Annotated in this window: 19 protein-coding genes and 1 pseudogene; 13 read left to right on the top strand and 7 right to left on the bottom strand. The window is 65.6% G+C overall.

Annotated elements, in window-relative coordinates; genetic code table 11:
• Nucleotides 1-110: 110 nt before the first annotated feature.
• The 6 genes from CBW50_RS22680 to CBW50_RS22655 form a co-directional block, all read right to left on the bottom strand.
• The gene (locus CBW50_RS22680; RefSeq protein WP_157792436.1) at nucleotides 111-626 is read right to left on the bottom strand and encodes a 4'-phosphopantetheinyl transferase superfamily protein; all 516 of its coding nucleotides are present in this window, start codon (nucleotides 624-626) and stop codon (nucleotides 111-113) included.
• A gap of 21 nt (nucleotides 627-647) precedes the next feature.
• On the bottom strand, nucleotides 648-4,703 hold the full coding sequence (locus tag CBW50_RS22675) for a Pls/PosA family non-ribosomal peptide synthetase (protein ID WP_086147639.1): 4,056 nt from the start codon (nucleotides 4,701-4,703) through the stop codon (nucleotides 648-650).
• Nucleotides 4,704-4,851: 148 nt separating this feature from the next.
• Entirely contained in the window at nucleotides 4,852-5,556 is a 705-nt protein-coding gene (locus tag CBW50_RS22670) for an anaerobic ribonucleoside-triphosphate reductase activating protein (RefSeq protein WP_086147638.1), read from the bottom strand.
• Complete coding sequence (gene nrdD, locus CBW50_RS22665) at nucleotides 5,549-5,746, bottom strand: anaerobic ribonucleoside-triphosphate reductase (RefSeq protein WP_086147637.1); 198 nt, start codon at nucleotides 5,744-5,746, stop codon at nucleotides 5,549-5,551. Before nrdD ends, CBW50_RS22670 begins: the two co-directional genes overlap by 8 nt.
• Complete coding sequence (locus CBW50_RS22660; RefSeq protein WP_086147636.1) at nucleotides 5,743-7,491, bottom strand: ribonucleoside triphosphate reductase; 1,749 nt, start codon at nucleotides 7,489-7,491, stop codon at nucleotides 5,743-5,745. The genes nrdD and CBW50_RS22660 overlap by 4 nt, the downstream gene beginning before the upstream one ends.
• 118 nt (nucleotides 7,492-7,609) lie before the next feature.
• Complete coding sequence (locus CBW50_RS22655) at nucleotides 7,610-8,026, bottom strand: hypothetical protein (protein WP_086147635.1); 417 nt, start codon at nucleotides 8,024-8,026, stop codon at nucleotides 7,610-7,612.
• Between the two features lie 163 nt (nucleotides 8,027-8,189).
• On the opposite strand from CBW50_RS22655, the gene CBW50_RS22650 reads away from it, so the two are divergent.
• The 3 genes from CBW50_RS22650 to CBW50_RS22640 all read left to right on the top strand — a co-directional run bounded on the left by CBW50_RS22650 (nucleotide 8,190) and on the right by CBW50_RS22640 (nucleotide 10,758).
• Nucleotides 8,190-9,224, top strand: coding sequence for a peptidase U32 family protein (locus tag CBW50_RS22650; protein WP_086147654.1), 1,035 nt, complete (start codon nucleotides 8,190-8,192; stop codon nucleotides 9,222-9,224).
• A 77-nt stretch (nucleotides 9,225-9,301) separates the two neighbouring features.
• Nucleotides 9,302-10,198, top strand: a complete 897-nt coding sequence (locus tag CBW50_RS22645; protein ID WP_086147634.1) for a U32 family peptidase — start codon at nucleotides 9,302-9,304, stop codon at nucleotides 10,196-10,198.
• A gap of 20 nt (nucleotides 10,199-10,218) precedes the next feature.
• Nucleotides 10,219-10,758: an SCP2 domain-containing protein gene (locus tag CBW50_RS22640; protein ID WP_086147633.1), complete on the top strand. Its 540-nt coding sequence runs from the start codon at nucleotides 10,219-10,221 to the stop codon at nucleotides 10,756-10,758.
• 23 nt (nucleotides 10,759-10,781) lie between these two features.
• Here the strand turns inward: CBW50_RS22640 and CBW50_RS22635 are convergent, their stop codons facing one another.
• Nucleotides 10,782-11,045: a heavy-metal-associated domain-containing protein gene (locus CBW50_RS22635; RefSeq protein WP_086147632.1), complete on the bottom strand. Its 264-nt coding sequence runs from the start codon at nucleotides 11,043-11,045 to the stop codon at nucleotides 10,782-10,784.
• Nucleotides 11,046-11,294: 249 nt separating this feature from the next.
• Between CBW50_RS22635 and CBW50_RS22630 the strand changes: the two genes are divergently transcribed.
• From CBW50_RS22630 to CBW50_RS22585, 10 genes and pseudogenes are all read left to right on the top strand, one after another.
• Nucleotides 11,295-12,158, top strand: coding sequence for an ABC transporter substrate-binding protein (locus CBW50_RS22630; RefSeq protein ID WP_216356395.1), 864 nt, complete (start codon nucleotides 11,295-11,297; stop codon nucleotides 12,156-12,158).
• A gap of 82 nt (nucleotides 12,159-12,240) precedes the next feature.
• A pseudogene (locus tag CBW50_RS22625) lies at nucleotides 12,241-12,408 on the top strand (bifunctional aspartate transaminase/aspartate 4-decarboxylase); the annotation flags it as partial.
• Between the two features lie 177 nt (nucleotides 12,409-12,585).
• Complete coding sequence (locus tag CBW50_RS22620) at nucleotides 12,586-14,013, top strand: TolC family protein (RefSeq protein WP_226936477.1); 1,428 nt, start codon at nucleotides 12,586-12,588, stop codon at nucleotides 14,011-14,013.
• A gap of 2 nt (nucleotides 14,014-14,015) precedes the next feature.
• Nucleotides 14,016-14,990 (top strand): HlyD family secretion protein, encoded by a 975-nt coding sequence (locus CBW50_RS22615; protein WP_086147630.1) that lies wholly within the window; start codon nucleotides 14,016-14,018, stop codon nucleotides 14,988-14,990.
• A gap of 6 nt (nucleotides 14,991-14,996) precedes the next feature.
• Nucleotides 14,997-16,178 (top strand): ABC transporter permease, encoded by a 1,182-nt coding sequence (locus tag CBW50_RS22610; protein WP_086147629.1) that lies wholly within the window; start codon nucleotides 14,997-14,999, stop codon nucleotides 16,176-16,178.
• Nucleotides 16,175-17,326 (top strand): ABC transporter permease, encoded by a 1,152-nt coding sequence (locus tag CBW50_RS22605; protein WP_086147628.1) that lies wholly within the window; start codon nucleotides 16,175-16,177, stop codon nucleotides 17,324-17,326. Before CBW50_RS22610 ends, CBW50_RS22605 begins: the two co-directional genes overlap by 4 nt.
• 121 nt (nucleotides 17,327-17,447) lie before the next feature.
• Nucleotides 17,448-19,028, top strand: a complete 1,581-nt coding sequence (locus CBW50_RS22600; RefSeq protein WP_086147627.1) for an AAA family ATPase — start codon at nucleotides 17,448-17,450, stop codon at nucleotides 19,026-19,028.
• The gene (locus CBW50_RS22595; protein WP_139842601.1) at nucleotides 19,025-19,498 is read left to right on the top strand and encodes a hypothetical protein; all 474 of its coding nucleotides are present in this window, start codon (nucleotides 19,025-19,027) and stop codon (nucleotides 19,496-19,498) included. The genes CBW50_RS22600 and CBW50_RS22595 overlap by 4 nt, the downstream gene beginning before the upstream one ends.
• Before the next feature lie 9 nt (nucleotides 19,499-19,507).
• Nucleotides 19,508-20,479, top strand: a complete 972-nt coding sequence (locus tag CBW50_RS22590) for a hypothetical protein (protein WP_086147625.1) — start codon at nucleotides 19,508-19,510, stop codon at nucleotides 20,477-20,479.
• Nucleotides 20,476-22,257 (top strand): VWA domain-containing protein, encoded by a 1,782-nt coding sequence (locus CBW50_RS22585; protein WP_086147624.1) that lies wholly within the window; start codon nucleotides 20,476-20,478, stop codon nucleotides 22,255-22,257. The genes CBW50_RS22590 and CBW50_RS22585 overlap by 4 nt, the downstream gene beginning before the upstream one ends.
• Nucleotides 22,258-22,334 lie beyond the last annotated feature (77 nt).

The following is a 22,334-nucleotide window of genomic DNA, read 5'->3' as shown; positions in this document are numbered from 1 at the left end:
TGCAAAGGAAAGGCCATGCTGGAATTGCTCGGGGTGCTGGGGCTGCTCGTCAGTATTATCGTAAAACTGATTTTCGTCCAGGTCGGAGGCGCGGCCGAGGACAAGGAGGACTAATATGCGAGCGTCGCCACATACGGTGCCGGCAACGCCAGCGTTTTCAGGCGGCAGGCCGGTGCGGCCCCATTCCACTCGGCCAGCGCCAGTCCCGCGCACTTGAGCGCCGCTTCGCGCGCCGTCCACGCCTGCGCCAGGCGCCGCGGGCGCTGGTCGGCAGGGCAGTCGGCCAGCTCAGCTGCCACCCGCGGCCCCAGGTAATCGCGCGCCAGATTGAACCAGTCGGCAATGTCCTGCACCCGCATCACGTCGATGCCGACGGCGCCATGCAGGCCGATGGCGGCCAGCGACAGTCCCTCGTCATGGCTGAACGACAGGCCCGCAACGCCGGCTGGCAGCAGCATGCGGGGAGGGGCGCCCGGCGTCGATTCGACTGAAACAGCCTCGATGTCCAGGTTTTGCCACTGCGCCGCCGCTTCGCGCACGGCCTGGCGCAGGTGCGCGCGCGCTTCCGTGCGTGACGGCGGCGGCACGATGCCGATCACCAGCACGCTGTCTCTTGACAAGAGCACCGTAAAGTCCATCAGCTGCAATCAGCTACGCAAAGGCGCGGCCGGGCAGCCTGCCCAGTTGCTGCCGGCGGGGATGTGCTCGCCCTTCATCACCAGGGTCAATGGCCCCAGGCGCGCATTGTCGCCCACCCTGGCGCTGTACAGCACGGAGCTGCGCGGGCCCATGTAGACGCGCTGGCCGATCTCCACGTGGTCGATCTTCATCACGCGGTCCTCGAACAGATGCGTTTGCGGGCAGGTCAGGGCGTTCAATTCGCTGTAGTCGCCGATGTGCACGCAGTCGAATTCCGTGATGTCCGTCGTGTCCATGTAGACGCCGCGGCCGATCTTGCAGCCCATCAGGCGGAAGGCCAGCGGCAGCCATGGCGTGCCGCGCAGGTAGCGCATGAAGTTGGGCACGGCGATGCCCTCGTACAGGTTGGTGACGCCTTCCGAAATCCACACGAACGGCGTCCACATGGGCGCCGCGTGCTTGCGGTAGCGTCCCAGCAGCAGCCACTTGAACAGTACCACCACTAAAAAATTGCCGATACCGTAGGCCAGGCCGGCAATGGCCAGGTCGCCCACCACTTCGCCCCAGCGCCCGGCGCCCGCGATCGGCATCACGTCCAGCACCAGCGTGTAGCCGACGGCGATCACCACGGCGTGCGGCGCGACGATGCGGAACGCTTCGATCAGGCTGCGGCCCAGGCGGCGCAGCAGCGACGGCTTGAACGTCAGGTGCTCGGCAAAGCCGCTGACCTGTTCGCGCGCGGGCAGGTGCATGGGCGGAGAGCCCAGCCAGGTGTCGCCGCTGTGCATCTGCTCATTGCGCGGCGCGTGCGTGTGCACGCCGATCAGCACGTGTTCCGGCAGCACGGTGCCGTCCGGGATGTAGCTGCCGTTGCCGACGAAGCTGCGGTGCGAGACGACGGTGGGGCGCATGGTCATCCAGCCGCCGTCGATCTGCTCGTCGCCCAGCATGACGGCGTCGGCGATGAAGGTGTCGTCGCCCAGGGTCAGCATGTCGGGCACGACGCCCAGTGCCGTGGAAATCTCGGCGCCCTTGCCCACCTTGGCGCCCAGCAGGCGGTACCAGTACGGCGCGTACACGGTGGCGTAGATGCCGTGCAGGACGTTCAGGCTCGATTCCTGGATATGGCTGACCAGCCACTTGGCGCAATAGATATTGCTGTGCACGGGTGAGCTGCCCGGCTTCAGGCGGGGCAGCGCGCCCCAGCGGATGGCGGCCGACAGCAGGGCCGTGAGCACGATCAACACGGCGCTGGCGGGGAAGGCCAGCAGGAAGTAGCGGGCCAGCTGGGTCGTCACGTCGCGCCCCTGCAGCCACGGCATCATTTCGCGCTCGTCGAACCAGTCGATCAGCACGAAGCTGGGGAAGACGGGCATGAAGAACAGCACGGCGATGAGGACCATGCCGAAGCAGAAGAACAGGGTTTCGCCCGTCAGGCGCAGGCGCGAGACGGCGGGACGCGGCGGCTGGCTGGCCGCGTCAAACGCGCCGATGTCGCGCGCGGGCGAACCCGTGTAGACGCGTCCGGCCGGCACCGAAGCGCCGTCGGCCAGCGCCGATTGTCCCTCCAGGTGGCCAAACGCGCCCACCTCGGTATTGCCTTCCAAAATCGCGTAAGAGCTGATGCAGGCATCGTCGCCGATGCTGATCTGCCCCAGCAGCAAACGGCCCCGCTCTACGCGGGCGTTTTCAAAGTTGACGGCGTTGCCCACGCTGACGTTGTCGCCGATGGACAGCAAGTCGGGCGCGCGCAGGGTCATCGAGCCGATGACGACTTCCTTGCCCACTTTCGCGCCCAGCGCGCGCAGCCACCAGCTGTTCAGGGACGAGCCGCTGAGCAGATAGGCGGGCGCCGATTCAACCAGGCGGTCGGCCAGCCACCAGCGGTAATAGGTGGCGCCCCAGAGCGGATAGCTGCCCGGTTTCAGACGCCCGGCGATCAGCCACTTGCCGGCAATTGCAATGGCAAATTCGGCCAGGGTCGCGAGCAAGAACACGCCGATCGAGGCGGCGATGGCGCGCGGCACGGTATCTCCCGCATCGCCCGTGAAGAAGTGGTAGGTGAAGAACGGTGCCATCCACTGCGCCATGCGCAGGGTGACGAGACCCGGCACGGCCGCCGCCTGGGCCGCGCCGCAGATCCAGCGTTTCAGGGTGGACGGCGGCGTCCATTCCGCTTCCGGCGTGGCCAGCGCGGGCGCTTCGTTCAGCACGGCGGCGATCTTGCCGATCTGCCGGTTCTGGTAAATGTCGCGCACCGTCATGTGGGCGTAGGCCGGGTCGGCGCGCAGGCTTGATGCCAGGCGCGCGGCCAGGAAGGAGTGGCCACCGAGGTCGCTGAAGAAGTCCAGCCGGCGCAAAATGGCCTGGCCGGGGAACAGCTTGGCCAGGGCCGCGAACAGTGCCGCTTCGGCCGGCGTTTCCGGCACGTCCGATACACCCGCCTCGCCGGCAGGCGGCGCGGACAGGGGCATGGCTTTCAAGGCTTTCCTGTCGATTTTCCCCGAGGTCAGGCGCGGCATCAGCGGCAGCAATTCAAAGCGGCCCGGCACCATGTAGGGCGGCAGGTGCAGGTTCAGCGCCGCGCGCAGGGTTTTTGCCGCCAGGGCGTCATCGGGCGCCTCGTCGCTGCCGACGATGTAGGCCACCAATTGGTCGAAGCCGTCATCCTTGCGCAGCAGCACGGCCACCGTGCCCACGCCCGCCTGCTGCGCCAGCACGGCTTCGATCTCGCCCAGCTCCACGCGGAAGCCGCGTATCTTGACCTGGTCGTCGGCGCGGCCCAGGCACTGCACCTGGCCGTCGGCATCGATGCGGGCCAGGTCGCCCGTACGGTACAGGCGCGCATCGTCCTCGCTGCTCGCCCAGGGATTGGGCAGGAATTTTTCCTGCGTCAGGTCGGGCCGGCCCAGGTAGCCTTCGGCCAGGCCGGGGCCGATGATGCACAATTCCCCCGTTTCGCCGCGCGGCAGCAAGGTCAGTGGACGGTTTTCGCCCGGTTCGGCCACCTGCAGCACCAGCAAGCCATAGTTGGGCAGCGGCGTGCCGATGGTGACGGGCACGCCGGGCCGCAGGCGCGCCAGGCTGCACGAGACGGTCGCCTCCGTGGGGCCGTAGGTATTGAACATGGCGCGGCCCGGGCGCGACCAGCGCTCGACGAGGGACTCGGGACACATCTCGCCGCCAAGGTTGATCAAGCGCAAGCTCGGTACCTCCTCGGCGAACAGGGCCAGCAGGGTCGGCACGGCATGCAGCACGGTGACGTGGTTGGCGCCCAAGGCGCGCGGCAAGGCTTCCGGGTCGCCCGAAATCTCCTTGGGCCCCAGCCACAGGGTGGCGCCCACCAGATAGGCGATCCAGATTTCCTCGAACGACATGTCGAAGGCGACGGAAAAGCCCTGGTAGACGGTGTCGCTTTGCGTCACTTCCAGCACGGCGTTTTCGCTGCGCAGGAAGTGGCAGATGCTGCGCTGATTGATCAATATGCCTTTCGGCTTGCCCGTGGAGCCGGAGGTGTAGATCACGTATGCCGGGTGTTCGGGCAAGACGGCGCCGCGCGCCGGCAGGTGTTCGCCCGGCGCGGCGGGCGCCAGCAGGCTTTCCGCCGTCCACACGGGACGCTGGACGCCAGCCTGCTCCAGGCGCGGCGCGAACTGCGCGCAGCTGACGACGCCAGCGCCATTGGCGTCGTCGAGGCACACCTGCAGGCGCTCGACGGGCGTGTCTTCATCGACCGGCAGCCAGGCGGCGCCCGCCTTGGCGATGGCCGCCTGCATCAGCAGCAGATGTGCGCCGCGCGGCAGCCACAGGCCCACGATGTCGCCGGGCTTGACGCCGGCCGCCACCAGGCGCGACGCCGCCAGGCCCGCCTGCGCATCGAGTTCGGCATAGCTGATGCGGCGTTCGCCGTCGATCAGGGCGATTTGCTGCGGGCAGCGGCGCGCCGTCGCTTCCAGCAGGTCGGCCAGCACTTCCTCGCGCAGCAGATCCGGTCGCGGCGGGCCGTACAGGATGTCGGCGTGGGTGGAAGGGGTGTCTGGGCTGACTGCGGTGAAATCGTTCATGGATGACGCTTATCTGTAATGCTGTAGGAGGATTCTAAGGGGCTGCGCATGGTGCGCGGCACAGTTGATACATTACAGCACGCAAGACATTTCAGCGTTGCAGAACGGGGAATTTTGTGGGACTTTCAATAATTATGTGGCTGCAGGATCAACTGCCGTGATTACGGAATGTAAAACGGGGAAACATGGCGCCGATTTGCGCCAAAGTTGCCGCCGCCGGATAGCCGTGCAGGGGCCGGCTGGTCAGCGCCGCATCCGCGCAGCCTTCGGCGCGAAACTGCTGCAGCACGTAGTTGTCGACGCCTTTGGCGGCCAGGGCGGCGGCCAGGGCCAGCAGCTGTTCATCCGGCAGCAGATCCGGATGGGTGGTGGTGCGGCACTCGTAGGCGACGCCGCTGGCGAGGATGGCGTCCAGGCAGGCGCGCGCCGGGTCGCCGCTGCCGGCCACCCGGGTCACATGACGATAGTCGGCAAACGGCGCCTTGATGTCGAAACCCACCCAGTCGACGAGGGACAGCACTTCCTGCAGGCGCTGCGGATAGATGCAGGCCGTGTGCAGGCCGATGCCGAAACCCAGCGCCCTGACGTCCTGCATGGCGCGCGCCAGCGCCGGGTCCATGCACGCCTCGCCGCCGCTGAAGACGACGGCGTCGACCAGGCCCACGCGGCGGCGCAGCCAGGTCAGGACGTCCTGCCATGGCATGGCGCCTTCCGGCGTGCGCGCCTGCAAGTGCGGATTGTGGCAATAGCCGCAACGCCAGGGGCAGCCCTGCACGAACACCACGGCCGCCAGCTTGCCCGGGTAGTCGGTGGCGGAAAAGGGCGTCAGGCCGCCCACTTTCAACTCAGCCATGACAGGCGGGCTGGCCTACCCGGGCGCTCGCTTCCGTAAAATACTGGCGCTCGTGGAATTCGCCCTGCTTGCCGATGTTGAACGAGGCGACGGGGCGGTGGTAGCCCATCACGCGCGTCCATATTTCGCAGCGCTGGCGTTCGGTATCGAGCAGGGTGATGGCGGGAGTGAAGTCGGGACGTGCGTTCATGGCGTTTCCTCAAGTGATGGAGCAATGTGGGCCTGCTTGCGGGCGATCAGCTCCGCGTCGCAGGTGGGGCAGAATTCGTGCTTGCCGGCCAGGTAGCCATGGCGCGGGCAGATGGAAAACGTGGGCGTGACGGTGATATAGGGCAGCGAGAAGCGGCTCAGGGCGCGTTTCACCAGCTCGCGGCAGGCGTTCGCGTCCGACAGCGCTTCCGTCATGTACAGGTGCAGCACCGTGCCGCCCGTGTACTTGCGCTGCAGCGCATCCTGTAATTCCAGCGCCTCGAACGGGTCGTCCGTGTGGCCGACGGGCAGTTGCGACGAGTTCGTGTAATACGGATTGTCCGGCGTGCCCGCCTGCAGGATGGCGGGATAGCGCTTGCGGTCTTCGCGGGCGAAGCGGTATGTCGTGCCTTCGGCCGGCGTCGCTTCCAGGTTGTACATATGGCCCGTCTCTTCCTGGAATTGCACCATGCGCTCGCGCACGTGGTCGAGCAGGCGCACGGCCAGCGCATGGCCTTCCGGACTCGTGATGTCATGGGCGTCGCCGCTGAAATTGCGGATCATCTCGTTGATGCCGTTCACGCCCAGGGTGGAAAAGTGGTTGCGCAGGGTGCCCAGGTAGCGTTTCGTGTACGGGAACAGGCCTTGCTGCATCAGTTCCTCGATGGTGCGGCGCTTGATTTCCAGGCTGGTCTTGCCCAGTTCCAGCAGGCGGTCCAGGTCCGCCATCAAGGCTGGCTCGTCGCCGCGCCACAAATGGCCCAGGCGCGCGCAGTTAATCGTCACCACGCCCAGGGAGCCCGTCTGCTCGGCGGAACCGAACAGGCCATTGCCCCTTTTCAGCAGCTCGCGCAAGTCCAGCTGCAAGCGGCAGCACATGGAGCGGATCATGTTCGGCTTGAGTTCCGAATTGATGAAGTTCTGGAAGTAGGGCAGGCCGTAGCGGGCCGTCATCTCGAACAGGCGTTCCGCGTTTTCGCTATGCCAGTCGAAATCCTCGGTGATGTTATAGGTGGGGATGGGGAAGGTGAAGACCCTGCCCTTGGCGTCGCCCGCCATCATGATCTCGATGTAGGCGCGGTTGATCATGTCCATTTCCGCCTGCAGCTCGCCATAGCTGAAGTCCATTTCCCGGCCGGCGATGACGGGAATCTGTTCGCGCAGGTCGTCCGGGCAGACCCAGTCGAAAGTCAGGTTGGTGAACGGCGTCTGCGTGCCCCAGCGCGACGGCACGTTGAGGTTGAAGATCAGCTCCTGCATGTACTGGCGCACGTCTTCGTAGCGCAGGCTGTCCTTGCGGATGTAGGGCGCCATGTAGGTGTCGAACGAACTGAAGGCCTGCGCGCCGGCCCACTCGTTTTGCAGGGTGCCGAGGAAATTGACGATCTGGCCGATGGCGCTCGACATGTGCTTGGGCGGGCCCGATTCGATCTTGCCCGGCACGCCGTTCAAGCCTTCGTGCAGCAGGGTGCGCAGCGACCAGCCGGCGCAATAGCCGGCCAGCATGTCGAGGTCGTGGATGTGCAGCGCCGCTTCGCGGTGCGCCGCGCCCACTTCCGGCGGATAGACCTGGTCCAGCCAGTAGTTGGCGATGACCTTGCCCGACACGTTGAGTATCAGGCCGCCCAGCGAGTAACCCTGGTTGGCGTTGGCGTTGACGCGCCAGTCGCGCCGCTCCAGGTATTCATTGATGGACGCGGCGACATCGACCTGGCCGCGCGTGGATGGAACTGCATTTGTCGTCATGAAACCTCCAGTAAACACAACATGCGGTGTTTTCATGGAGGTTAATCACTAAATATAGTGGCGTCAAAGGGCGCGTGCAGTTGCGTGACGAATCCTTGACGCAGGTGAAAAAACCACCTCAGCCGGTTTTGTTCCAGCGCGTTTCGCGCAGGATCAGCCAGCTCGCGAAAAAGAATGCGGCGCCGCAGGCGGCGACGCTGGCGACGGAGGCGGGCAGCACGTGGGCCCAGATTTCCAGCGGCGAGTAGGTACTCCAGCTGGCCACGCGCGCGTCGAAAGTGACGTAGTTCGCCAGCAGCCAGTAGACGGCCAGCAGGCCCGTGCAGATGGCGGCCTGGCGCAGTAGCGGCAGTTGGCGGCGCGCGAACACGGCCAGCAGGAACAGCAGCAGCACGCCTGGATACGCGCCCAGCACTTCGGGCGACAGCATGGAGACGGTCCCTGCGTCATAGCCATCGGACGGGCCGGCCCACTGCACCTGCAGCGCGGTGAGGAACAGGGTAAGCAGGAAGATCAGCAGCGGTTTGCGGGTCATGGCGGGCAATCGAAGGGGGAAAAGTGGGGCATTTTACAGCCAGGTCAAGCAAGTTGAACGCGCGCCAGCCATGCATGCATTCCTTCACCTGCGTCAAGGACTGGGCGGCACGGGCGGGGCTATAGTCTGCACCCTGAGCCGACACAGGACTGAGAACACCATGATGCTTGAATCAACCACCGCCACCCGCGTGGCCGGACCGCTGGAACTGGTCTGTCCCGCCGGCAGCCTGCCTGCCCTGAAAGCGGCCGTCGACAATGGCGCCGACACCGTTTACCTGGGCTTTCGCGACGCCACCAATGCGCGCAATTTCGCCGGCCTCAATTTCGACGAAAAGGCCATCGCGGAGGGCGTGCGCTACGCCCATCAGTATGGACGCAAGGTGCTGCTGGCGCTGAACACCTATCCGCAGCCGCACAACTGGGCCGTGTGGCGCAGCGCCATCGACCGCGCCGCGCAGGCCGGCATCGACGCCATGATCGTCGCCGACCCGGGCCTGATGGCGTATGCGGCCCAGCACCAGCCGCAACTGCGCCTGCACCTGTCCGTGCAAGGCTCGGCCACCAACTACGAAGCCATCAATTTTTACCATGAACATTTCGGCATCGCCCGCGCCGTGCTGCCGCGCGTGCTGTCCATGGCGCAGGTCGAGCAATTGATCAGCAAGACGGAAGTCGAGATCGAGGTCTTCGGCTTCGGCAGCCTGTGCGTGATGGTCGAGGGACGCTGCGCGCTGTCGTCGTATGCGACTGGCGAGGCGCCGAATACCCATGGCGTATGCTCGCCGGCGAAATCCGTGCGCTGGCTGGAGACGCCGAACGGCCTCGAATCGCGCCTGAACGGCGTGCTGATCGACCGCTACGCGCCTGGCGAGAACGCCAGCTATCCCACCCTGTGCAAGGGGCGCTTCGAAGTCAACGACGAAGAGTATTACGCCATTGAGGAGCCGGCCAGCCTGAATACGCTGGCGCTGCTGCCGCAATTGATCGCCATGGGCGTGCGCGCCGTGAAGATCGAAGGGCGCCAGCGCAGCCCCGCCTACGTGGCCCAGGTGACGCGCGTGTGGCGCGAAGCGATCGACGCCTGCCGCGAAGGCAATACGCGCTACGCCGTCAAGCCGGGATGGATGGCGGCCATGGACAAGCTGGCCGAGGGGCAGCAGCACACACTCGGCGCCTACCATCGCTCCTGGAAATAGCAAAACCTGCTGCGCCTCCCGGCCTCGCCGCGAGCCGCTCGCTACGGTTTTGTAACTTGAAAAATACTGGAAAAGGCATGCTAAAACTATCTTTGGGCCCCTTGCTGTACTACTGGCCGCGCGCCACCGTCTTCGAGTTTTACCAGCAGATCGCGGCCACCGCCGTCGATATCGTGTACCTGGGCGAAACCGTGTGTTCGCGCCGGCATGAACTGCGCCTGGCCGACTGGCTCGATATCGCCGACATGCTGGCCGCCGCCGGCAAGGAAGTGGTGCTGTCGACGCAGGCGCTGATCGAGGCGGGCGCCGAACTGGCCACCTTGCGCCGCATCACGGGCAATGGCCGCTATGTCGTCGAGGCCAATGACATGGGCGCCGTGCACTGCATGGAAAAGGGCGCGCCCTTCGTCGCCGGCCCCCATCTGAACCTGTTCAATGGCCCCAGCCTGCAACTGATGGCGCGCCTGGGCGCCCGGCGCTGGGTGATGCCGCTGGAAATGGGGCAGGAAGCGCTGGCCGAGATGCAGCGCCAGAAGCCGGAAGGGCTGGAGACGGAAGTGTTCGCCTATGGACGCATGCCGCTGGCGTTTTCCGCGCGCTGCTTCACGGCGCGCAACCGCAACCTGCCGAAGGACGATTGCGGCTACAGTTGCCTGGAAGAGCCGGACGGCCTGCTGCTGCGCACGCGCGACGAAGTGCCGTTCCTTGTGCTCAACGGCACGCAGACGCAGTCGGCGCTCGTCTACAACCTGGTGCGCGAACTCGACGCCATGCGCGACATGGGCGTGGCGGTGGCGCGCATCAGCCCGCAGGCCATGCACACGGAACAAGTCATCGCCATCTTCGACCGCGCCCGGCGCGGCCAGGTCAGCGGCGTGGGTGCCCAGGCCCAGCTGGCAGCCTGCCAGCCTGCCGGCGCCTGCGACGGCTACTGGCATGGCCAGCCTGGCATGGAACAGCACGCCGCCCATTGAATGCCTCGAAAGGAAGCACCATGCAAGATCAACTGGAAAGATTGCCCGTCCCGTCCCCGGTTCCGGCCAAACCCGGCATGAGCAAGCCCGCCGTGTCGTACCGGCTGCCCGAACCGCTGGCCGAACTGCTGTCCAAGCTGCCGCCATATCCCGCCTCGTGGCTGTTCGTGCAGGGCTTGAACCGCCTGCTGGCGCCGCAATTGCCCGATGACGTGCGCTGCAGCCTGGAAGGACGCACCTTGCGTTTGCGCCTGCTGGACGCGGGGATCGCCTTCGATTTCGAGTGGCAGGGCACGGTGTTCGTGGCCGAGCGCTATGTCGACGTGCCCGACCTGTGCATCGCCGCCAGCGTGCATGATCTGATGCTGCTGGCGCGGCGCCAGGAAGATCCCGACACCCTGTTTTTCAGCCGCCGTCTGAGCCTGGAAGGCGATACGGAACTGGGTCTGCTGTTCAAGAACACGCTCGACGCCATCGAGCTGCCGCCGTTCGACCTGCAGGCGCTGGGACCGCGCCGGGTGCTGGCGCATCTGCGCGACCGGGGCGCGCGCGGAGGCTGAGCGGGGAGTTGCCGGCAGCGCGCTCAGTGGCGGCAGTGGCCGCAGGCGCCGCTGCACGAGGGCAGTTGTTCCTCGTCGGACGCTTCGCCCATGAAGCCGGCGTCGTTGACGGCTGCCAGCAAACGCGCCTGGCTGGCCAGCCGCTCGTCAAATTGCACCGTGGCGCCGTGGCGGGCCAGCGAGACGCAGACGGTGGCCACGCCGGTGACGGCTTCGAGCGCGCCCGTCAATCTGTCGGCGCAGCCTTCGTGATCCATTCCAATAATATTCAAGCGCGCTGTCTGCATGGGGTCCTCTTGTTTTTCAGATAAAAAAACAGCGTAGGCGAGGGCCGCGCATGTCGTCCAGAGCAGCACGCAAGATTTATTTTTTATTTGCGGTTTTATTGATCTGGATTAATTCCCGTCCCATCTGGCCAGCCTGAAACCAGTGTTGTTTTGCATACAGTTTCCACATTCCAGTCGACAAGCGTAGTCTGCTGCGTGATACTGTCATTCTGATAAGAACGCTGATGAACGCGCTGGAAAGGAGGGGCCATGCGGCGCCGTCCCGTGCTCATGCTTGCCTGTCTGTGGCCGTTTGGCGCGGCCGCCGGCGCTTCTTTGCTGCCGCTCGTGTATCCGCGCCACCAGGCGCTCGATGATCCGCAGCAAGCCTATGTGACGGCCTTGCTGCAACAGGCGCTGGCACGGTCGGGCCACTCTTATGCCTTGCGCCGCTCCGCGCTGCGCATGGTGCAGACGCGCGCCATGCAGGAAATCGCCGCGGCGTCGGGCAGCGTCGATGTGGTCTGGGCCATGACGAGCCGCGCGCGCGAAAGGCAATTGTTGCCGGTACGCATACCCATCGACCGTGGCCTGATCGGCTGGCGCGTGGCCCTGATCCAGGCGCGCCAGCCGGACCTGCTGCGCGGCGTGCGCAGCATCGCCGGCCTGGCGCGGCTGTCTGCCGGGCAGATGCGCGACTGGCCCGACTCCGCCATCCTGCAGGCGAACGGTTTGCGCCTCGATACTTCGAGTACCTACGAAGGCCTGTTCCAGCAGCTGGCGGCGGGCCGCATCGATTACTTCCCCCGTTCCGTGATCGAGGCGCAAAGCGAGCTGGCCAGCCATGCGCGGCTGCCGCTGGCGCTCGACGCCCACCTGGTCATCCGCTATCCGGCGGCCCTGTACTTTTTTGTCGGCAAGCACCGGCCGGAACTGGCCCGGCATATCGAGACCGGACTGGAAACCATGCTGGCCGATGGCAGCTTCGCGCAACTGTTCCAGCGCCATTTCGGCCGCCTGGCCGATGGCTTGAGCTTGCCCCATCGGCACGTGCTGGACCTGGCCAATCCCGACTTGCCGGAGGAAACGCCGCTGGCGCGCAAGGCGCTTTGGTATCGTTCAAATCATTACTAATGGTTTTGTTGATCGGTGTCAAAGCATCACTTCCATCTTGCGCAAGATGGTTGATGAAACGCAAGGCGAACTCAACAGAACACCTGGCCGGGGCTTCGGTACCACGCATCCGTCGGGCCGCGTGTCGCTGGCCAGGCTGAACGAATACGATTACGCGAATATCGGCCGCGCCATCCGCAATAGGGCGTCCGAGTTCTTTGCCGTGTTTGAAAAGGAAAAGGAGAAGGGCGGTAAGAAGGCCAAGAAGTAAGTCGCCAGCCGTTTCCCTGAGGAAAACGGGCGCCCCGCAAGCGGCGCCCGTTTTTGCGTGCCGGCCGCAGTAACCAATAGTGCAGGCTGGAATAGACATTCGTAGATATAATTGCTATTGTGAAAGTATAAACATGGCAACCCCGTGCTTTCCCCTCATTCATTGACTGGACGCTACATGGGCAGATTGCAAGGACATTTATTTTTGGCTGGCGCGCTGGCTGTATTACTGCCGGCGCTGCAGGCCCAGGCGCAGTTGCCGGCCGGCGCGCCTTTGAGTTTCAACGAAGCGTTGCAGCAGGCGGCCGCGGCTTCGGGCGCCGTGCAGGGCGCGGCCCTCGACGTGCGCGCCAAAACCCTCAAAGCCGAGGCGCTGTCGAATATCGACGGCCCCTCCGTGGACTTGACGGCGTTTCGCGGCCGCCTGTCGACCGACCTGAACATCGATACGAGCGGCTTGTCCGGCGTGGTGGGCGGCATCGAATCCGTGCTGCCGCCGATTCCCGGCTTGCCCACGCCGCACATTCCCAATTCCCTGAACCGCGAAGTGGTGACGGACCTGACCTCGTTCGGCTTGCTGGGCATGTGGCCCATCTACACGGGCGGGCGCCTGGACGCCGTCAAGGGCCTCGCGTCGAGCCTGACCCTGGCCGCGCAGGCCGAGCGCACGGAAGCGGAAGAGCAGCTGGCCACCCTGGTGGCGCAGCGCTATTTCCAGTTGCTGCTGGCCAAGCGGGTGGTGGCCGTGCGGGCCGACGTGACGGCCGGCGTGACGCAGCACCAGCGCGACGCGGCCAGGCTGGAAAAGGGCGGCCTGATTTCGCGCGCGGAACGCCTGCGCGCCGACGTGGCCCTCGACAGCGCGCGCAGCGACGAGGCGCAGGCGCGCAGCGACGAGGAAATCGCGCAAGTGGCGCTCGACCGCTTGCTCGCCGTCAATACGCAAGTGCGGCCCAGCACGCCCCTGTTCGTCAACAGCTTGCCGGTAGGCACCTTGCAGTCGTTCATCAGCACGGGCATGCGGGAAAATGCGAACTGGAAAAAGATCGACAGCAAGCGCGTGCAGGCCGAGCAAGCCTTGAAGCTGCATGGCAAGGAATACGCGCCCACCGTCTTTGCCATCGGTAACTACAATTTGAATCGCGGCAACGAAAAACTCGTGCGCTCGAACTGGGCCATCGGCCTCGTCGTGGCAGTACCGCTCGTGCACCGCATCAACGCGGGCAAGATGATCGCCGCAGCCAAGCTGGACCAGGAACGCGTGGAAGTGGTGGCGCGCCAGGCCGAGCGCGACATTCCCACCCTGATCGAAAAGAACTGGCGCGCGCTGGAAAACGCCCGCATCCAGTACCTGTCCACGGCCTCGTCGGTGGAGCTGGCGCGCGAAAATATCCGTTTGCAAACGGTTGCTTTCCAGCAAGGGCAAGTGACGTCGCTGGAAGTGGTCGACGCGCGCCTGAACCTGGCCAAGGTCGAGACCCAGCGCGCGCAAACGGCCTATAACTATGTGATGGGGCTGGCGCAATTGCTGGAAGCGACGGGCGAGACGCAGCGCCTGGGCAGTCTGGCGGCCGCGGCCGACATCCAATTACCTGTGGACAAATAATAATGAGCACCTCCAAAAAACCCTTGGCCATAGTCGCCGCGATCATCGTCCTGGCCTTCGTGGGCTGGGGCTTGTACCAGGCATTCCAGCCGCAGCGCCTGCCTTTGCAGGGGCAGATGGATGCGCAGGAAGTCAATGTCTCGTCGAAAGTGCCGGGCAGGGTGGGCGAGCTGTACATCAGGCTGGGCCAGAACGTGCAAAAGGGGCAAGTGCTGTTCCAGCTGACGAGCCCGGAAGTGGACGCGAAGATCGCCCAAGCGACGGCGGCCACGCAGGCAGCCGACGCCGTGGCGCAAAAGGCGCAAGCGGGCGCGCGTCCGGAAGAAATTGCCGCCGCGAAAGCCAACTGGGAGCGGGCGCAAACGGGCGCGAATATCGCCAAGACTACGTACACCCGCGTCAACAATATGTACGAGCAAGGCGTGATTGCCCAGCAGAAACGCGACGAGGCGCAAGCGCAGTGGCGCGCCGCCGACCAGCTGGCGCAAGCGGCTCGCGCCCAGTTTGATATGGCGCAAAAGGGCGCCCGTCCGGAAGACAAGACGGCCGCCGCCGCCCAGGCGCGCCAGGTGGGCGCCGTGCTGACGGAAGCGCAGATCGCCCTGGTGGAAACGAAGATCGCTGCGCCCGTGACCGGGCAGGTCAGCAAGATCCAGATACAGCCGGGCGAACTGGCGCCGCAAGGCTTTCCCGTAATTACCTTGGTGAACCTCGACGACGCCTGGGCCGTGCTGCAGGTGCGCGAAGATGAAATGGCCGCGTTTGCCATGGGCAGCACGCACACGGCGAATGTGCCGGCTTTGAAACAGCAAGTGAGCTTCAAGGTCAGTTCCGTGGCCGTGCTGCCCGATTTCGCCACGTGGCGCGCGGCGCGCCCGGGCGGCACGGACTTGCGCACGTTTGAAATCCGGCTGCGTCCCGCCATCAAGGTCGAGGGCTTGCGTCCGGGCATGTCGGTCGTGTTTCCACCGCTCTGATACGCGATGAACGAAGCGGATAAAGGGCCGGTGTCGGCGCTGGCGCGCGAGTGGCGGCGGCTGCGCGGCGATGTCTGGGACTTGGGCATGCTCAGCTGGATTCCCGTCGTGCTGTGCGGCATGTTGTGGCTGGTGTTTTCCGCCGGCATCGCGCGCGACTTGCCCATCGTCGTCATCGATAATGATAACTCCACCCTGTCGCGCCAGCTCACGCGCTGGCTCGACGCCTCGCCCGGCATCGAAGTGGCGGCGAAAGTGGCGTCCAGCGACGAAGCGCTGCATCGCTTGCGCGAGCGCACGGCGTTCGGCTATCTGCTGATCCCGAACGATTTCGAACAGAAACTGCTGGGCGGCCGGCAAGCCACCGTGCAATGGCTGTACAACGCGCAGTTTTCCTCGCACGCGGGCGCCCTGCTGCGCGACGTGCGCACGGTGAGCACGACCTTGTCGGCCGGCATCGAGATGACGGCGCGTGCCAAGAAGGGCATGTCGGGCGTGCAGGCGGCGGCCCACTTCGAACCGATACGCACGACGCTGAACAGTTTATACAATGAAAACACCAGCTATGAAGCATTTCTGACCCTGGCCCTGATGCCGGCCATGCTGCAGATTTTCATCGTCGTCGCCGTCGTCACGAGCATCGGACGCGAGTTGCGCGACGGCACGGTGCCGCAATGGCTGGCCTCGGCCCGTGGCAGCTGGCTGCGCGCCGTGCTTGCCAAGCTGCTGTTTCCCGTGATCGCCTACTGCGCGCTGGCGCTGCTGTATCTGCTGTTCTTCAGCCTGGCGCGTGGCTGGGCCGTGGCGGGCAGCCTGCCGGCCTTGCTGCTGAGCATGCTGCTGCTGGTGCTCGCGTATTGCGGCCTGGCGACCCTGCTCATCGCCGCCACGCTGTCCCTGCGCCTGGCCCTGTCGGGCGCGGCATTTATTACGGCGCCGGCCTTCGCCTTCGCGGGCCAGGCTTTTCCCCTGATGGCCATGCCGGCGCCCGCGCGCGCCTGGGCGGAAGCCTTGCCGCTCACGCACTATCTGCAATTGCAAACGAAATACTGGCTGGCCGGCGCGCCGTGGCGCTATGGCGTGCAGGAAATGCTGATGTTGGCCGGCTTTGCCATCGGCTGCGGCGCCGTGGGCGTATTCCTGCTGGCGCGCCGCGCGCATGCGCCGGCCGCCTGGGGACGTACATGATCTGGCCGGCTTTTATCGCCACCTGGCGCGCCATGCTGACGGACAAGGGAGCGCTGACCTTGCTGTTTATCGGCGGCATCATTTACTCGTTCTTCTATCCGCTGCCGTACTCGACGGAAATCGTCCAGCGCGTGCCCGTGGCCGTCGTCGACCAGGACCGCAGCGCCATGTCGCGCCAGCTGACGCGCTTTGCCATGGCCCATCCCTCATTGCAGGTGATCGCCGTCACGCCGGACTTGCCCGTCGCACAGGATTTGCTGTGGCGCGACCAGGTCATGGGCGTGCTGATCCTTCCCGACGGCTTGCAGACGGACGTGCTGGCCGGCCGCGCCGCCCATGCGCAGGTGGCGGGCAATGGTTTGTATTTGATGTTGAACAAGGTGGCCTTGAACGGCCTGGCCGAAGTGGTGGGCACGGTGTCGGCCGGCATCGAGTTGAAACGCCTGGGCGCGGGCACGCCATCGACCGTGCAGGCCAGCCAGCAGCGCGCGCCCATTGCCTTTGACGCCGTACCCTTGTTTAACGTCAAGGAAGGCTATGGCGCCTATGTCGTGCCGGGCGTGGCCACCTTGATCGTGCAGCAGACCTTGCTGATCGGCATGACCATGCTGTTCGGCACCTGGTATCAGCGCAAGAGCTTTCCCCTGGCAGGCCGACGCACGGCGGGCGGCTACGCGGGCATGCTGCTGGCATTTGCCTGCGTGGCTTTCCTCAACTGCTGCTATTTCTTTGGTTTCGTCTTCTGGTTCCAGGACTACCCCCGAGGCGGCAACTTTGGCGGCATGCTCTTGCTGCTGGTGCTGTTTTCGCTGGCGGAAGCGGCGTTCGGCATGCTGCTGGGCATGCTGTTCCGCACGCGCGAGCGGGGCACGCAGCTGATGATCGCCACCTCGATGCCCGTGCTGTTCCTGGCGGGCCTGACCTGGCCCGTGTCGTCCATGCCCGTCGTGCTGCAATGGCTGCGCTGGCTGCTGCCGTCCACGGCCGGCATCCAGGGCTTTGTTGCGCTAAATCAAATGGGCGCCTCGCTGTATGAGATCCGCCATGAAGTGGCGGGCCTGCTGGCCTTGCTGCTGGCCTGCGTGGCGCTGGGCTGGCGGCGCTGGCGCAAGCTGGAGGAAACCGTTGTTGATTTGAACAAGGCGTAATGGGAACGATATGCAATAATTTCATTTCCGTAACCCCAGCGAAATGCTGGGGTCGGACCTTGAGGGTCCGACCCCGGTCCTTGGCTTTAGGGGTTGATTCGATGCCTTTTTGATGATTTCTATGTCTGCATTCAATTTGTTCCAGCGCCTGTCCCAAGCCCCCACCAAGCCCAAGGCCGCGCCCGCCGCGCGGCAGTTCGACGTGGCGGACCTGTACCAGGGGCCCATCGCGCTGGGCGCCGAAGGCGAGACGCAAGCGCGGCCCTTCGATGAAAAGCTGCGCCAGGCCTATTTCTGGATCGTCAACCACGCCATCATCAGCCCCCATTACGATATCGAATACAACGACGGCCCGTCGCAGACCTATTCCGTGGGCGACAGCCGCCGTACCCTGAATTTGCCGTCGGCGCAAAGCTATTCGAGTTTTATCTTGCTGCCCCTGCTGACGTTCGCCACGCGCCGCAAATGCCTGTTCGTCGGCGGACCGGGGCGGGGCAAGACGGCCAGCGCCCTGCTGATGGGCGTGCTGGCCGGTTCGACGGTGAAAGAGGTGAAACGCGCCATGCAGCATGGCCACCCGCAGATGACGGTAGCCGACCTGCTGGGCAATCCGCTGCCGGCGGACCTGGTCAACGCGCAAAGCATGGACGATATCCGCATCGCCTGGCGCGCCTGGCTGGGCATGCGCGTGAAGATCGTCGATGAATACAACCGCATCCCCACGCGCACGCAAAGCGCGCTGCTCACCGTCATGGGCGACAATTACGCGGAAGTGCTGAACCATATCTATGAATGCCCGGAAGCGGCCTGGTACCTGACGGCCAACGACGATCAGGGCGGCGGCACGTATCAGGTGATCGAGGCGCTGCGCGACCGGGTCGACGTGACGGTGCAGGCGCTGGCCTTCAATCCCCGCTTCCTGAACGAGCTGCTGCTGCGCGTCGAAGAAAACGTGCGCCCCGAAGAGCTGGTGCCGCCCGATATCATTTTCACGGAAGGGGAGGTGGACCAGATCGGCGTAGCGATCCGCCAGGTGGGCGTGCCCGACGCCGTGCGCCGCCGCCTGGAGTTTTTTGCCAGCCAGTTCGAGCTGTTCGAGACGGCCGGCGGCCAGTTCGAATACATGACCAAGGATACGGCCCGTTTGGCCGGCGCCGACCGGGGCGCCGCGCAGGCGGCCGACAACGGGCGCGACCGCCTGAAGGACCTCGGCTGCCAGACCCTGAACGGCATTTCCGTGCGCACCCTGATGGCGCTCTTGATCTACGCCAAGGCCATGGCTTATTTTCGCGGCAATGGCGAGGTGGAGCTGGAAGACCTGCGCCAGGTGCTGCCGTTTGTGCTGCATAACAAGCTGCAGCCGGACCCGGACGCGCCGTTTTTCGCGCTGCCGGAAAACGCCGCTTACCGCAGCGACAGGCTGGGCTGGCTGCGCCGCCTGTTCGATTTGTCCAACGATGAATTCAACCGCCTGGACCTGGACCGCGACGATCCCGTGGGCGTGCTGTCGGCCGAATTCGACCTGGGCCTCGACGGCGTCAGCGAACGCGAAACCCTGGCGCGCCTGAACCGCATCGAAAAGCTGATCGGCGAACGCACGAAAGGGCGCAAGCTGTACGGCCCCCTGTACGACGACCTGCTGAAATTGAAATACCTGCACCAGCGCTATACCAACTACCGCGGCTGGCTGCGTTCGCAATGAGTATCCATCATTGTCTAGGCTTCCTGGAAGCGCTGGCTCTACTGAATAGTGAAGCCAGTGACCTGTGCGCCAGCTACGAATTGCTGCGCCTGCCCGATGCGCCGGAGATGACCGCGGCGCTGGGCCTGCGCGTGGAAGATCATGCCTTGCACGTCATCGAGCCCGCGCGCGACTTGCCGGCCCCCTTGTGGCATATCAAGGCCGCGCCGTGCGCGCGCGCCCATCTGCAACAGGTGTGCCAGCGCTGGTTTTTCTCGTCGCAGCACATGCAGGCGGCGCCACCCGGGCGTTTCCGCGCGCAGCTGGTGGCCGCCTTCCTCGAATCGCTCGACGAGGCGCTGGGCGGTTTTTCCCTGCACGCCGTGACGATGACGCCGCCCGCCGGTTTCTGGTACGCCATCCACTGGGACGAGATCGCGTTCGAGCGCGATGGCGAGCGCTATCTGCTGCATTTTTCGCACAGCGACTGAGGTGCAACGATGATTTCTCCTGCCTTTGCTTCGATCCTTGCCGGCGGCCGCGCCCAGTTCAATGCGCGTGCGGCGGAAGCGCGCCGGCGCTTTCCCTCGCTCGACATGGCTGCCTTCGGCGCCTTTTTGCGCGACGGCGTCGATCCGCTGGTGGTCGCCGTGTCCGCCGCCGCGCCCGAGCGCGCGGGCGGCGCGACCCTGGCCGCCTACGACACGGCTTTGGCGCTGGTGGGCCACGGCCTGGCGGGGCCGGCGGCGAAAAACCCGTTCCTGAACACCGTCTGGCGCGAGCTGGCGCCGCAGTTTGCGCCGCTGCTGGCGACGGCGCCCGTCGACGTGCTGGGCATGCTCAGCAACGCCGCCATCCACATCGCCGCGGTGGCGGGCGCGCGTCCAGCGCAGTGGCAGCGCGAGCTGGCTGCCCTGGCAGCGCAGATCGCCACGGTGGCGCAGCTGCGCGCCGTGGGCCAGGTGCTGGCCTGGCGCGCGGGCGTCGCGCATTTCCGCCAGGGCGCGCTGGCCGCCGCCGACACCTTGCCGCCCGCGCTGGCGCTGGCCGCCTTCGGCGAGCCCGGCGCGCAATGGCCGCAGGTGCGTGCGCAGTTGCTGGACTATCCGTGGCGCGGCAATGTGGATGGCAGGGAATTCGGCAGCTTCAGCGGCCTCGGTGGCGACTTCGCCACGCCGCCGCTGGTGCGCGCCACGGATGACGGTTTCATCGTGCGCAGCGCCGAACGCTATTTCCTGCTGGTGACCGACGCCTATGGCGCCGTGCTGCACAGCGCCACGGCGCAGGAGTTTGATCAGGCGCAAACGGGCGCACCGGCATCCGTGCGCCTCGATGGGGCGACCCTGCATATCGGCGCGCGCCGCATTGCGCTCGATGTACCGGCCGGCGACATCGCCATCGCCGCCAATGCGCATACGCTGGCCGTCACCTCGCCCTGGACGCATGCGATCCGCCTGCTGCCGCTCGCATGAAGACGGACGCCGCCCCCGCCCTGATCGATGCCTGGCGCGCCGCCTGGCCCGAGGCCCTGGCCGTGTGGAGCAAATTTACGCGCCTGCGCGACCCCAGCCTGTGCGCCAGCCATGTCCAGGCCAGCAAGCAGGGCCTGTCCGGCAGCTTCGCCATGATCCGTTTGCTGGACCAGAGCGTGGTGGTGGACTTGCCGCTGGTGACGGAGCTGGGGCTGGACGACTATGCGCTGGAAATCCTCGCCCATGAAATCGGCCACCACATCCTCGCGCCGGGCAGCGCCGGCGACCAGTTTCGCCTGCTGGCGCGCATGCGCCGCGCCTTGCCGACCCTGGAACAGCATGCGCCCATGGTGGCCAATCTGTACACGGACCTGTTCATCAACGACCGCCTGCAGCGCCAGGCGAATCTGCGCATGGCCGACATCTACCGCAAGCTGCAGCAGGGGCGCGAGCCGGCGCCCGATGGCCAGGCCAAGTCCAGCGGCGGCGTATGGACCCTGTACATGCGCATCTATGAAAACCTGTGGCAGCTGAAAAAGGGAGAGCTGGGCGGAGCAGGAGCTGAGAACGAGGCCGACGAGCGCCTGGACACGGATGCCTGGCTGGGCGCGCGCCTGATACGCGTGTATGCGAACGACTGGATGCTGGCGGCTGGCCGCTTCGCCACCTTGCTGCTGCCTTATCTGGTCGACGATACGGACGCCCTGGGCCCCAGCCGCTATCTGCAGGACACGCGCGACGCGGCCCGGGGCTGCCAGACGTATGGCGCGCAGCAGATCGAGGATGACGAGGAGGGCGGCGCCATCCACCCCGTGCACGACAAGCGCATCTCGGGCCTCGATGGCGAGGAACCGCAAGGCGAGGCGCCGGCCAGGCCGGGCGGCGGCCAGCTGCGCGAACCGTTCGAGCTGGGCGATATTTTAAAGGCCTCGGGCATCGACCTGAGCGACCATGAAATCGCCATCCGCTATTACCGCGAACGGGCCTTGCCGCACCTGGTGGCGTTTCCCAGCCGCCCCGCGCCCGAGTCGCAGGAGCCGCAGATGGAAGGGCTGGAAGCGTGGGAAGTCGGCGATCCGCTGGAGGAAATCGACTGGCTGCAGTCCGTGATGCAGTCGCCGCGCCCCGTGCCCGGCGTGAGCACCGTGCGCAGGGTCTATGGCCGCGAACCGGCGCGCGCACTCGATGCCGTGCCCGTCGACCTGGACATGTACGTGGACAGTTCCGGCTCCATGCCGAACCCGCAGGCGCACACTTCCTTCCTGACCCTGGCCGGCGCCGTCATCGCCCTGTCCGCCCTGCGCGCCGGCGCGAAAGTGCAGGTGACCCTGTGGAGCGGCAAGAACGAGGTGATGCAGACGCCCGGTTTCGTGCGCGACGAAGACATGATCCTGGGCGTGCTGACGGAATTTTTTGGCGGCGGCACCTGTTTCCCCATCCACTGCCTGCGCCAGACCTATGCGGGCAAGCGCGAACGGCCCGCGCACATCCTGATGATTTCCGACGACGGCATCACCACCATGTTCGACAAGGATGAACTGGGCAACAGCGGCTGGGATATCTCGGCGAAAGCGCTGGCCCGGGGCGGCGCGGGCGGCACCATGGCCCTGAACCTGGAGCACGAATGGGAGGGAGCGGCGAGCCACAAGTGGCTGCAGCAGACCTATGACGACCTGAAACGCGCGCGCCGCGAGCAGGGCTGGGATATCCACGCCGTCGAGCGCTACGAGGACTTGCTGGAATTTGCGCGGGCGTTCAGCCGGCGCCACTATGTTTAAATTACCCCAACGGCTACACCGTGGGTCGGACCCTGAGGGTCCGACCCCGGCAGTTGCATTCTGGGGTTTGCATTCAA

It is taken from the genome of Janthinobacterium sp. GW458P (genome assembly GCF_002127585.1).
Lineage (GTDB): Bacteria > Pseudomonadota > Gammaproteobacteria > Burkholderiales > Burkholderiaceae_D > Janthinobacterium.
The sequence above is the reverse complement of the archived record's forward strand: the minus strand, read 5'-3'. Positions and strand labels throughout refer to the sequence as shown.